At 54.3% G+C, this 12,886-nt stretch carries 13 protein-coding genes; 10 read left to right on the plus strand and 3 right to left on the minus strand.

What is annotated here, in order from left to right; genetic code table 11:
- Window positions 1–93 precede the first annotated feature (93 nt).
- The 3 genes from ACP15U_RS05035 to ACP15U_RS05045 form a co-directional block, all read right to left on the minus strand.
- Window positions 94–2,148 carry a molybdopterin-dependent oxidoreductase gene (locus tag ACP15U_RS05035; RefSeq protein ID WP_425044045.1) on the minus strand — a complete coding sequence of 685 codons (2,055 nt, stop codon included), beginning with the start codon at window positions 2,146–2,148 and terminating at the stop codon, window positions 94–96.
- Window positions 2,149–2,374: 226 nt separating this feature from the next.
- Window positions 2,375–2,695 carry a DUF6476 family protein gene (locus ACP15U_RS05040; protein WP_425044046.1) on the minus strand — a complete coding sequence of 107 codons (321 nt, stop codon included), beginning with the start codon at window positions 2,693–2,695 and terminating at the stop codon, window positions 2,375–2,377.
- A gap of 90 nt (window positions 2,696–2,785) precedes the next feature.
- Window positions 2,786–3,268 (minus strand): DUF995 domain-containing protein, encoded by a 483-nt coding sequence (locus ACP15U_RS05045; RefSeq protein ID WP_425044047.1) that lies wholly within the window; start codon window positions 3,266–3,268, stop codon window positions 2,786–2,788.
- Window positions 3,269–3,491: 223 nt separating this feature from the next.
- On the opposite strand from ACP15U_RS05045, the gene ACP15U_RS05050 reads away from it, so the two are divergent.
- From ACP15U_RS05050 to ACP15U_RS05095, 10 genes are all read left to right on the plus strand, one after another.
- Window positions 3,492–4,532 carry an RluA family pseudouridine synthase gene (locus tag ACP15U_RS05050; protein WP_425044048.1) on the plus strand — a complete coding sequence of 347 codons (1,041 nt, stop codon included), beginning with the start codon at window positions 3,492–3,494 and terminating at the stop codon, window positions 4,530–4,532.
- Window positions 4,533–4,967: 435 nt separating this feature from the next.
- Entirely contained in the window at window positions 4,968–5,180 is a 213-nt protein-coding gene (locus ACP15U_RS05055; RefSeq protein WP_425044049.1) for a helix-turn-helix domain-containing protein, read from the plus strand.
- Window positions 5,181–5,301: 121 nt separating this feature from the next.
- The gene (locus ACP15U_RS05060; RefSeq protein WP_425044050.1) at window positions 5,302–5,562 is read left to right on the plus strand and encodes a hypothetical protein; all 261 of its coding nucleotides are present in this window, start codon (window positions 5,302–5,304) and stop codon (window positions 5,560–5,562) included.
- 12 nt (window positions 5,563–5,574) lie between these two features.
- Complete coding sequence (locus ACP15U_RS05065; protein WP_425044051.1) at window positions 5,575–5,868, plus strand: hypothetical protein; 294 nt, start codon at window positions 5,575–5,577, stop codon at window positions 5,866–5,868.
- 1 nt (window position 5,869) lies between these two features.
- Window positions 5,870–6,082 carry a hypothetical protein gene (locus ACP15U_RS05070; protein WP_425044052.1) on the plus strand — a complete coding sequence of 71 codons (213 nt, stop codon included), beginning with the start codon at window positions 5,870–5,872 and terminating at the stop codon, window positions 6,080–6,082.
- Between the two features lie 5 nt (window positions 6,083–6,087).
- Window positions 6,088–7,521: a DUF3987 domain-containing protein gene (locus tag ACP15U_RS05075; RefSeq protein WP_425044053.1), complete on the plus strand. Its 1,434-nt coding sequence runs from the start codon at window positions 6,088–6,090 to the stop codon at window positions 7,519–7,521.
- 436 nt (window positions 7,522–7,957) lie between these two features.
- Complete coding sequence (locus ACP15U_RS05080; RefSeq protein ID WP_425044054.1) at window positions 7,958–8,227, plus strand: hypothetical protein; 270 nt, start codon at window positions 7,958–7,960, stop codon at window positions 8,225–8,227.
- Between the two features lie 232 nt (window positions 8,228–8,459).
- A complete protein-coding gene (locus tag ACP15U_RS05085) occupies window positions 8,460–9,743 on the plus strand; it encodes a terminase large subunit domain-containing protein (RefSeq protein WP_425044055.1) in 1,284 nt (427 codons plus the stop codon).
- Window positions 9,743–11,797, plus strand: coding sequence for a portal protein (locus ACP15U_RS05090; RefSeq protein WP_425044056.1), 2,055 nt, complete (start codon window positions 9,743–9,745; stop codon window positions 11,795–11,797). The genes ACP15U_RS05085 and ACP15U_RS05090 overlap by 1 nt, the downstream gene beginning before the upstream one ends.
- Entirely contained in the window at window positions 11,794–12,879 is a 1,086-nt protein-coding gene (locus tag ACP15U_RS05095) for a hypothetical protein (protein ID WP_425044057.1), read from the plus strand. The genes ACP15U_RS05090 and ACP15U_RS05095 overlap by 4 nt, the downstream gene beginning before the upstream one ends.
- The last annotated feature ends 7 nt before the right edge of the window (window positions 12,880–12,886 follow it).

Here is a 12,886-nt window from a genome sequence, read left to right on the forward strand (position 1 = left end):
GATGGGGCCACATTGCTATTGATGGGGCGGCCGCAACATGCGGCCTGTTCCCCTCAGGCAGATAATCCGGACGGCTCGTGACCCTGGGTGGGACTAGGCGTGTTCCACGTCCACATAGGTCTCGTGATAGCAGGCGCCGTTCTCGATATCTGTCCGGATATCCGACGGAATAAGCGCATTCACGGTCATTGCGGTGTCCGAACTGGCCCGCCATGTTCCCTTGGGGCTGTACAAGACACCGGGCAAAGTTGCGTCCGTCACCGATAATGTCAGAACAACGGCGCCGCGTTCATTGTGCACTCTGACCGTGTCGCCATTCTTTAACCCACGGGCTTGGGCATCGACGGGGTTCATCTCTACCTGTTCCGGTCCCTGTGATGGTTCACAACCGCCGAAGGTGGCATTGGTGCGTTTGTCGGAACTTGGGGTAATCAGGGCAAGTGGCTGCGTTTGCGCAACCGGATCATAGCGGGGAACACCAAACCCGAACCGATCTTGGTAGTCCGCACTGAACAGCTCGATCCGTCCTGATGCGGTAGCTGGAAAAACCGTTTGGCACATGATCGGATCGCATCCGTCCTCAGCGGTCATTTCGATTGCCGTATCCTGTGCCAACTCCGAGGGGCGGCGACCCTCGAACTGCCGGTGTCCGGCATCTATTGCCTGATCCATCAGGTCCGCGTCGCAGTCGAGAAACTCGGGCCGGTCATATCCAAACCGCGCGGCAAGGCGGCGGAAAATCTCGGTGTTGGGGAGGCTTTCGCCCACTGGCGGGATCACCGGAGCTGCGCGCTGCACGAAATTTTGCCCGTAAGCCCCGAATATATCGTCATGTTCAAAATGACTGCAGGCGGGCAGAATTACGTCGCAAAACTGCATGGAGTCCGTCATAGCCACGTCGCAACCGGCTATGAACAGGTCGTCGCGCATCAGGGCCTTGATTAACCGAGATTGGTTCGGATGGGTTGCCACCGGATTGTGATTGTAAATCATTGTCGCCATCACTGGCGGATCAAGGTCCGGATCAAGCAGTTTGTCTGGAACATCGACGATGTTGAACATGCGCGTTTCCGGGTGTTTCAGATGATCGCCGTGCAACTTGCCTTGTGTCTTTGGCGCCAGAATTCCGGATTTGGCGATCACACCGGCGCCACGCCGTCCTTGATGTCCGCTCAAGGCCGGCAATGCCATCACGGCGCGCAGTCCGGACCCGCCTGAACGGCCCCGTTCCATGCCGTTCCCGGGAGAAATGGACATGTTTTTGGCGCTTTGGATCCAGTCGGCGAGACGATGCATAAGCTCCGGGGCTACTCCGCAGATCCGGTGCACCTGATCCGCGTCATACTGGCGGGCCTGTTCCATGTAAGGATCGAACCCGCTGACCCATTTTTCGATAAAAGCCAGATCCAGAGCATTCCGGCGCTCAAGCTCGGCAGCCAGCGCCATCGCAAGGACGACATCGGTTCCGGGGCGGATCTGGACGTGGAGATCACTTTGCTCGGCAATCTTGATCCGCTTCGGGTCGATCACGACCAGTTTAGCACCCTGTTCACGCGCCGACTTCACCACGCGGATGAGGTGCAGGTTCGATACCGTGACGTTGTTGCCCCAGACCACGATCAGATCGGAATGGACCGCCTGTTGTGGCGGCATACCCGGCGCTGCCCCGAACAGGCTGGTATAGGCGCCACCCCGAACCGCACCGCAGAGCGGGCCACGGTTCAGCAAGGTTGCGCCCATGTAGTAAAAGAACCTTCGATCCATCGACCCGCCTGCAAGTTCTCCATGCGGGCCGGCATAGTTGAACGGCAGCACCGATCGCGGGCCGTGCTGTTCAATCGCTTTGGAGAAACCAGCATGGATCTGATCCAGAGCTTCATCCCAGGAGATCCGCTCAAAGTCGGCCGTTCCGCGCGGCCCGACCCGCTTTAGCGGGTGCGTCAGCCGGTTTGGCCCATGCACGAATTCCGGATAGGAGCGGGCGACCTTGTTGCATATCACACCAGCGGTATAAGGGTTGGCGTCCGATCCCCTCACTGCAGTCAGTTTGTTTTCGACGACGTCAACCGTCAGGCTGCAAGTGTCGGGGCAGTCCAGCGGGCAGACACTGGGCAGACTGCGGGTTTCAAACTTTTCGGCTCTGGTCATGTCGGGTTCCTGCGGCATGTGTTCGCTACATTTGTTCCCGCAGGATAGATCGCCAAAATGGACCGGTAGAAGAGCCAAATCTTCCCTATATAGACAGTCCAATTTTGTGCCGTTCGAGCGTGGTGGTCTTTCGCCGCCGATGACCCAACACGCGTGCCGAATTGGCAGCGGTCACAACCATGGTTAGGCATTTGATTCGAAGGCGCCAGGCAAAAACATACTTTTGTCAGTGACTTGCAGATTGTTTCTCGATCAAAATTGACTGGCGCAAGGTGCCGTCGTCCTGATCAAAGATCAGGATCTGGTTGTCTTTTGTCACCACCGCATACCAATCAGGGCCAATCGTAAAGGCCTGTGCTTCCACGCCATCGGGCAGCGCGATTTGATCAGGCAGCGGCGTGGGGGTGGCTTGCAGACGCAGAACCAGCAACCCGACGATAACCACGACCCCGCAAATCATCACCGCCGTCAAAGTGGTGACGAGGCGCCTCAGAAATTTCAGTTGCGGAGACTCCGGCTGCTCTCCGGCAGGAGGTTGTGTCTGCATCTTCGGCCCGCTTGTTCCCGTGCTTTGCAAGGTTTCATACGGGGCGAGCGCCCAAGACGCCAGACACAATACTCATTCAAGATGGACCGGTTACAGCTTCATTTTTCGTTTCGCCCGTCTGACCTTGGACTTGTAGGTAAACCCTTTGTTCAGGCTCTTGCTGCCTGTGGCTCTCCACCACTCTGAATCCTGAGGCCAGCTTCGCCAGAGGTTCCCTTCGGCATCCGTGACATGCGAGATGCACTCGCCGCCATCCTGCTTGCTGCCGTAGCCGTCGCTATTGGGCCAGTACCATGTCAGGTCGTGGCAGACGCGGCCCTTGTTGTCGACACGCCACTTGCCGATGCCGACATTGTCCGGGTTTTTGCCGCACCATGCCTGTGCTTCCCAGTTGGGACCATAGTAGATACCGCCCTGGCAGGTTTTCCAGGTTTGCGTCATTCCCCCATACAAATTGGCAACGGCCTGCGCCGAGGCGCCTGTGGCACCCTTTGGCTTGGGATCGGCCGAAACTGAGACAGCTGATGAAAATGACAGGCCGGCGGACACAAGGAAGGTGAGTAAGCCTTTCACAAAAATTCTCCATAAAACATGTAAACAATGACCACAATGATACCTGCATTGTTTCCCTGGCGTCAACGTTTTAAGGGATCCACGCATTGGGTCCGCCGAAGCGGATGTCGGAGCAAGAGGTGACAACAGTGGAAATCAGCGTTAGAACCCGGCCGGTTGCGTAGCGACATGTTGCAACCTGCGTTGCGCCCAGCTGATTTGCCACCTTAAGGACTGCCCGAGAATGGAAACCCGCCAGACCGAGATTGTGTTTGCCATATCGACCGCGCCGCCGTCGCGGCTCGACAAGGCGCTGGCCCGGGATGTGCCGGCAGAAGCGTCCTTGTCCCGCACACGGCTGGCACGGCTGATCGCTTCGGGGGCGGTGACTGTCGATGGCGCTGTCATGCTCGATGCCAAAGCGAGGGTAGAAGAGGGCGCCAACGTGGTCATCCGGGTCGAAGAGGCCACCGACAGCCACATCGGCCCTGAAAACATTCCGCTCGATGTGGTGTACGAAGACGCCGACCTGATCGTGGTCAACAAACCCGCCGGAATGGTGGTTCACCCGGCGCCGGGGTCTCCGTCAGGAACACTTGTAAACGCGTTGCTGCACCATTGCGGCGACGACCTTTCCGGTGTTGGGGGCGTCAAGCGACCGGGTATCGTGCATCGGATCGACAAGGAAACCAGCGGTTTGCTGGTCGTGGCCAAGTCAGATGCGGCGCACCGGGGGCTGGCCGAGCAGTTCGAGGCGCACAAGGTCGAGCGCTACTACCGCGCGGTTTGTTACGGCGTACCGGATGCCAATGATCCACGTCTGCGCGGGATCAAGGGCGCAAGTTTCGAACCCGGAAACATCCTGCGACTGACAACCCGTTTGGCGCGCCACAAGACGGACAGGCAAAAACAGGCTGTGGTGTTCGACGGAGGTCGCCATGCAGTAACGCGTGCCCGCATTGTCGAGCGGTTCGGAACGCCACCCGTTGTAGCGTTGATCGAATGCTGGCTGGAAACCGGTCGAACCCACCAGATTCGCGTGCATATGGCCCATGCCGGGCACGGGCTTGTAGGCGATCCGGTCTATGGCGGGCGCAGGAAATTGCCGCAACGATGCCTGACGCAGCAGGCGCAGGATGCGGTGCGGGATTTCTCCCGTCAGGCGCTCCATGCCGCCGTTCTTGGCTTTGAACACCCGGTTTCAGGTGAAGGCTTGCGCTTTGAGGCGCCGGTGCCAGATGATATGGGCAACCTTCTGAAGATGTTGAGAAATACTGATAGTTGAACTTTTCTGTCCAGGTTGTCATCAATCGCACAAAGGCGTGAAACCGACAGTCTCATCTTTCCTTAATGGAAACATAACACTAAGCTATTGAAACTATTGTAGTGTTATAGGTCTATGTGCCAATTCTGTGCCGATAGTATTATCCTTAACATGTTAACTAAATATTTACAAAAAAGCTACTTTGACAAGGAATTTGTCAACGTTGACAAGCATTTAGAGGTTGCTTCCGGCCCATATGTAAGCTAGACTAGTGTTACCTCGAATGGTCGCCCCTTCCTAAAGTCTGGCAAAGCCAGCCCCTAGCACTGCGGCGACCATTGGCAGAGACACCGCGACTACCTGCCAGATCAAAGAGGTCGCTCCAAAAACACTTAACGTGTTAAGTAATTCTCAAATATTTGACCATTTGGTCAAATTTTGGGTCGGAGTGAAGTTATGTCTAATGAACCTACCTACCTGACTACCGAAGAACTAGCTGACCGCTGGAACGTCACCGCGAATATGTTGGCAGCGATGCGCCACAGAGGCGAAGGACCGCCCTACCGTAAATTCAGCCGCCTTGTCCGCTATGACCTCGAAGACGTCATGTCCTACGAGGACGAAGTCAAGCGTTATAGCACTATCACACCAAAAGGGAGCGCGGCCTGATGGAGCTTCTCACTTTGATCGGGGCCATAGTGGTCCTCTGGTATGCCGTTCCCTACGCAGTTTGGATGGCCGTTTGTGTTTTAGGGCTGGTTGCTTGTGCAATCGGGGAAAGGCTGGCGAAATGAGCACCCTCTATGAACTGACAAAGGGTGTCTGCAACACCTGCGGTGAGGAAATCCCACTAGAGAATGACTACTGCTACATCTGCGGTATCAAAGAACGGGCGCTCTACTACATGCTTGACGGAAAGGGCGTCAGCAAAGACGCCGAATACATTGCTCAATCCAACATAGTATCCGGCTTGCTTGTCCTAGATGCGGTCAACGCTCTTCTAAATGAAGTGCAACTGCATCGCCCTCTCACTGCAAACAAGAAGCAATAGGAGGGCTGAGAAATGAATGAAGTTGTATCAGACCTTATGCACAAATGTGTGGACCTAGCTTGGTCAGTTGGTCACGAAAGCATCTCGTCAACATTGAGAGCCGATATAGGAGATTTTCTCTATGAAGCAGTTCAATCGGCTGCTTACAGCGATCAGTTCAATACGGCAGATGATCTAATCAATCAGGCATATGGCCTTTATGAACGATTGAAGAATGAGCGCGAGCGCCGTGAACGCGAAAGGAAGATAATAGACGAGTTATCCGATTACGAAACTTTCCTCCGCCAGAAGTATAAAAAGGGCTGACATGAAACTCATACCAAAGCAGATAGCGGACAGAAACAGCGCCGTGGCTGTAGAAGCGAGAGAGCGCGGAGCGAAGACGTTCTTCCTTGACGAGTTCTCTGACCCTGACGGGCAGGGGGTTATGAAACTGACAGGAACCAAGCCCAACGGTGAGCCTTACATTGGCTATTTCCCCGCTGACCAATGGTTCGATCCAGAGCCGGATAGCGAGTAGACACAATGAAAAAGAACGTAAAAAAGGGGAACCGCGTGGTTCCCCTGCACCCGAGTATTGACCCTAGCGAAGTAGAGGAACAGTGGTCAGACCATGAAGCAATCAGCAACCACTTCACCGAGGTAGGGGGCGCACTAGGAGAGCTAATCCGTATCGGACACAAAATGTCTCACATGGACACTAGCTTCCCGTCTTTGGCTGGTGCGCTGGTGGGCCTTTCAGCAGCCGCTAACAACATGTGGCATGTAGAATGGGCAAATGGGAGAAAGACCCACCTAAACCTCTATGTCTTGCTGATAATGCCCTCTGGCGCTGGCAAAGAAGCTGGCCGATCAGTAGCCAGACAGTGCGCCCAAGAAGCGCAAGCAGGGTTCTACGATAGTATGACTTCTGACGCCGCCCTGCATAACGCGCTATGTAGAAACAAGAATGTGCTATTAAGCATAGATGAGTTTGGGCGTGTCTTATCTAACGCCAGAAAGACCACAGGCAGTCACCAAAAAAGTCTAGTTACCGCCTTAATGAGTGCTTGGGGATTGGCGGATAAGGTGCTTGCCAGCAGGGGTTATGCTGACGGCAAGAACGACAAACCAGAAGTGTATAACCCTTATGTCAGCCTGTTTGGTGTTTCGACTCTTGTGCGGTTTGTCGAAGGTGTTGAGGCTGAGGATACTGAGGACGGGACGCTAAACCGCCTGTTAGTCATCCCCGGCGGCGATCCCCAACAAAAGCCGTATGACGCTCCTACCTACTCAGAAAGTCAATTACCTGAGCATTTGCGCAATATGTTAGCCAACATGGCCGCCGGCAGAATTGCTAACAACCAAATGAAGGGTAATAGGCCTGTTACACCAAAACCCCAACTACCAAAGAAGGGCGTGATAGAACCTGACATGCAGGCAGATGACCTCTTGAGGGCGTATCACGAGGACGTTGACAAAAGGAAACGCGCTGCCGGAGACATGCGGGGTTTGTGGGGCAGGGCGCTTGAGATAATGGTTAGGTTGGCTGGCCTACTGGCTCTTGCTGACGAGGCGTTGAAGGGGCCGATTTATGGGGCGGTCACTATGCAGGCAACGCACGTCAACTACGCCTATGAGCTTGTCTGTGCTTGCACCAATTGGGTTGAGCGTGAAATCGGTGAAGTGGTGCGCGCTAATACAGAGAAAGACAAAATCCGTGTCTGCGTCCTGAGAGCGTTGCACGAGCTTCCGGCCAGAATAAAACACCCTAGACGTCCCGGCCCTGAATTTGTGCCGCTTTCAAAAATAACGGAAAGGATTAAGTCCAAAACCAAGCAGCGATCTCTAATAACGGATACGCTTGAGGAAATGAAAATAATGAATGAGATACGCGAGAGCGTTGTATCTGCTGAAGGGCGTGGTCGGCCCACGTCTTTTTTCGCCCTAAGTATGCCGTTTGAGGACTATGAGATCTGAATTAACGGGGAATTAACGGGGAATTAACGGGGGCGGTTTTTTCGGAAATCGCCGCTCTGGCATTCCCCGCTTTTCCCCGCTATTCCCCATTAAATAATCGCCAAAAAATTCAATGGAAACAAATATTTAAAAGAAAAATGACTAATTATCGGATTAATAGATAGGGGTATACACTTTATCTTTTGTTCTGCTCTTGTTCACCCTGATTTTCTCCCATTTTGTCCCCCTTCCCCGTTAATCCGTTAATTCGGCTGGGCGGCAATTGAGGGGCGGTAATTGAGGGGCGGCGATTTGGAAATGGCGCGAAAATAGTTCTTGACAGTGTTCTCCTTTTGTGCTATAGTAAATATGATAAACAACTAAGGGTCGTAAAACCGAAATGGGAGTCGCGCCGCATGAAATGAAAGCGCCAAAGAGGCGCAGGAGCCAAGGTCAGATGGCCTTGGACTCTTTGGGCGTTCAAGACCCCTTCGAATACCTGCTGCTCTCCTATGCCAGCGAGAAGGACGAGACCAAGAAGCGGGAGCTTGCCCTTGAACTGTGCCCCTACCTCGTGCCGCGCCTCAAAGCTATCGACGTCCAGCACTCCGCCGCAGTCAACGTGACCGTGACCATCGGCGGCGATCCGATCCAGACCATCGACGCCACCGCAAAGGCGATTGCGGCCCCGTCAGATCAGTTTCTAGAGGGGGTAAAGGTCCAGTGACTACCTACCCCCCATCAAACGCCTTCGGGCGTCTACAGCGGCCCTTTGGTGAGAGGGCAGCTCTCCACCGGGGTCGGCCCGAAGCGAGCTTGACCGCCTTGTCTCGCTTTGGGTCGGCCTTGACGGATGTTCACTATTTGTTCTCATCGGTAGAACAAATGCAAAAAATGGAATATGTAGTGTCTGACACCGCTACCGTAATAGCCCTATCACGCGGGCTAGGCGGTGTGTCGTGTCAACCGTCAATGTAAATATCCAGCTTCGCTCACACCAGCTTATTGCCCACGCTGCTGAAACCCGCTTTAGCGTCCTTGTCTGGCATCGCCGTGCAGGCAAGACATTCTACGTCATTGCCAAGAAAGTAGCGAGGGCGATTGCTACTAAACGCCATGACTATCGGGCGTTCTATATCGCCCCTAGCTATAAGCAGGCGAAGGCGATTTCTTGGGACTATATCAAAGCCTTCACCAAGGACATCCCCGGCACCAAAATCAATGAAGCAGAACTGCGCGTTGACTTGTTCAACGGGGCGCGCATCCAACTGCTAGGCGCAGAGCAATACGACAGCTTGCGTGGCAGATATGCCGATGATCTCACACTAGATGAGACCGCCCTCATCCCATCGGTTGCTTGGACAACAGTCCTTTCCCCGATGCTAGCCGACCGCAAAGGCCGCGCCACCTTTATTGGCACTCCTGCCGGTCGCATGAACTTGTTTCACGATCTTTGGGATTATGCCGACCCTGACAAAACCGATGCTGACCCTGAGTGGTCGCGGTCAATGCTGACGTTTCGCGATACAAACGTGCTGGATGACAGCGAAATCGCCCGAATGAAGCGGTTGATGAGCACTGAAATGTTCCGGCAGGAGCTAGAATGCTCATTTGATGCAGCGTTGCCCGGTGCTTACTACGCAACACAGATGGAAGCGGCGGCAGCGGAGAACCGCATAACGAAGCTCGCCTATGACAGCGCGCACCCTGTTATCTGTGCTGTTGACTTGGGCTTCGCTGACGCTCTGGCGATCTGGTATGCTCAACAGGTCGGCAACACCATCCAAATCTTTGATTATGAAGAACATCACGGCATGAGCTTGGACGCTCTTGCTAAGCACTGGCATGATAAGCCGTTCCCCATTGACCAAGTCATTCTGCCCCATGACGCCAAAGTCAGAGAGCTTGGCACTGGCAAGTCACGGCTAGAAATCCTCCAACAGCGCGGCGTTGACGGTATTATCTGCCGTAATATCCCTATAACAGATGGAATTGAGGCGACCCGCCTCATGCTGGCGCGCTGCTACTTTGACAAGCAGGGCTGTGAGCTAGGGCTAGAAGCTCTGAGAGCCTACCGCAGCGAATACGACGACAAGCGCAAAGTTCAGCGCCTCACCCCCTTACACGATTGGTCAAGCCACGGTGCCGACGCGCTGCGATACCTCGCAGTCGGCATTGATGACGTGACTATCGGCGGGTGGGCTCCGCTTGATACCAGCTACGAAGAAAGGCTGATATTCTAATGGCTAAGCCAGCATCCAAACGCTACGGCATCCAGCAATCACAGACTGATTACCGGCTAGGCTCCGCGATCAGAGAGGAACTGACGCGGGCTGAGGGCTATGACGGCAATGAGCTAGACGCCAATCGTCAGAAATCAATGAACTACTACTTTGCTCGCCCACGCGGCGACGAAATTGCCGGTCGCAGCCAAATGATTAGCCCCGATGTAAGCCAGATGGTCAACGCTGTATCGGCTCAATTGCTGCCGATGCTGACAACGGACGCCTCAGTTACCTTCAAAGCATCTGGCGCTGACGATGCAGAAAGCGCCAAGGCTGAAAGCCTCGCTGTTTCAGATCAGATTATGGAGCACAATGAAGGCTTTATGTGCATCCAAGAAGCGATCAGGGATGCGCTGTTGTCCCGCAATGGCGTTGTCAAAGTTGATGTTGAAGACGATGTTCAAACCCTCACAATCACGGTTCCTGACAACGCCTCTGACGCTGAGGTAGCGATCCTACTTGTGCCAGCCGCGCCGAATGAAACCCGTGAAATCAATGAAGCTGGCAACAAGATCAAGGTAACGCGCGTCAATCGCAGCTTCACCATCGCAAGTCCGCCTATTGAACATATGGTGTGGCGCGCAAACTGGCCTTCCCGTGACCTTGAGCAAGTCCCGTTTATTGCTGAGCGCGTTTACTACACTCGATCAGACCTAGTTGAGCTAGGCGTGTCCAAGAAGACCGCAGACGCCTTGCCAAGCATGGACAGTGAGCGCCACACCGACACCAGCCGCAACCGCAGCACTCAGCCAGCCTTTGAGGCAGCGACACGCGAAATGGACGTGATTGAATGCTATTGGGCTTACATCCTCTATGACAGCGACAATGACGGTATTGCCGAGCGCCATAAGGTCTTGCTGGCAGGCGAAGACATTGTGCTGTCAGATGAAGTGGTTGAGTGGGTGCCTTATGCAATCGGCTCTTGCTACATCACAGCCCACAGGCTGACAGGCGAGAGCTTGGCAGATCACACCTACTACGTCCAAGACGGTAAGACTTGGGTGCTGCGTCAGTGGATGGATAACCTTGCTTTTGTCAATCATGGCCGCGTTGTTTATCATCCTACTGAGACAAACGGCAGGGACGTTAACTCAAAAATCCTCAATCACCCTATCCGGTCAAACAATCCCGCAAACGTCCATCAGTTTACCTATCAGGACACAGGGCCAAGCAACCTAGCCGCGCTCAAATACTATGATGAGCGCAGGACCGAAAGCGGCGGCGCTGCACTCGATCAGCTAGGCGCTAACATGCAAATCGCTGGCGAAACCGCTCATGGTGTTGAGCGGCAATATGCAGCGAAAGAACTGATGGTAGCCATGTTTGCTGCTAACTTCGCTGAGACCGTGCTCAAGCCGCTTTGGCTTTGTATGCACAAGACCATGCGCACTTTCGCCAATGCTCCAATTGAAATGGAGATTAGTGACCAGTGGGTGACGGTCGATCCGACACAATGGCCTGAGCGTAAGCGCGCCAAGGTCACGGCTGGCCTGAGTGTTGGTCAGAGGATGCACATTCAAAATTCGCTACAGCAATCCATTCAAATCCACATGGCAGCGCAGCAACAGGGCAAAACTGGCATCCTGAGCGACGATCAGACCCTCTACAGAACCTTGACCCGCTGGCTGCAGCTGGCAGGCGTCGAAGACCCTGATAGCTTCTGGATTGATCCATCATCGCCACAAGCGCAGCAGGCCGCTCAGCAGATGCAAGCGATGGCTCAGCAGCAACAGCAGCAACAACAGCAGATGCAAGAAACCGTCTACGCATCACAGCTACAGCTAGAAGCTGACAAGCTCGCTGCTGAAATGCAGCGTTTCCGTGAAGAAATCCAATTCAAGCGCGAAGAAGCCGCCCTGAAAGCTGAAATCGAAGAAGCCAAAATTGTCGGCAACGCCACGACAGAATTGGAGAAACAGCAAAATGAAATCCTTAACCGCGAAAACTCTAACCGCGAAGCAAGCGCAAGTGCTGGAGGCAGCATTGCCGGTAATGGAGGCACTGAACAATGAGCGAGAAATCATCCTCGTGGAACGCTGGATTAGCGCCAATCCCCAAGAGGACGCACAAGCAATCAGAGCGTCAATCATCGCGGGTAGAGAGCAAATCCAGCAAGCCAAAGCAGCCCTCGACGAATACGAAGACGCAAGAGCCGAGGACGCCGCATAAGCGCGAAGTGCCGCAGTCTCAGCCTGTTACCGAGGCTGACAAGATTGATGCTGTTGCTAGCTTGTTCGAAGAGCCTGACGGTAGTGACACTCTGGCAGAAAACAGTAGTGGCGTCAGTGACGACGAACAGCAGAGGCAGGAGGACCATGTAGAGGTAGTTTCATCCCTTGTTGACGGTTCTCCTGCCAATTCTGACGACGACGACGACAACCGTAATAGCCCTATTACGGAAGAAGACGACGACAGCGTAAGCCTCGCTAGCGTAGCTGAGGCATTGGAGGTTGAACCAGCTGACCTCTATGAAGTGCAAGTGCCTCTTGGTGACGGTGAAACCGTCACGCTTGGGCAACTCAAAGACGCATACAAGGATCAAACCGAAGCGGAACGCATTCTCACTGAGCGGCGTTCTCAGGCGGATCAAAGAGAAGTCGCGCTCATGCAAGAGCAGCACTTCATGCAGAATATGTTTGAAGCGTTGAAGGGGCAGATAACCCCGGAAATGGCTCAATACATTTCCAACCATGACAAGCAAGTAGACGCTGAGGAGCGTCTAGCTCTGTCAAGGGTGGTGCCTGATTTACAGGGCAAAACCGACCGCGTTCAATTCTTTGAAAAGGCGGTCAAACGCATGGCCACAGTAACCGGGCGCTCCGAACAGGAGAGCGCAATTCGGCTGGGGATGCTGCGCGGGCGAGGGTCCGCTTTAGACATCAAGTTCTTACACGCCGCCATAGAGGCATTCGAAGAACTGGACCGCTTGAAAGGTTATCGGAATGACGCTGAGAGGCACAAAGACCTTCCGAAAACAAAACGAAGCGGCGGCAAACGCGGTGTAGCCGACAGGCTCACCAGAGCAAAGAAACTAGCCGCTGGCGGCACCGATGCAGACATTGCGCGAGGCGTCAGTGAGCTTCTTGGAGGTTAACCAAAAT

The sequence above is a fragment of the Primorskyibacter sp. S87 genome (assembly GCF_049801055.1).
Lineage (GTDB): Bacteria > Pseudomonadota > Alphaproteobacteria > Rhodobacterales > Rhodobacteraceae > JBNAGF01.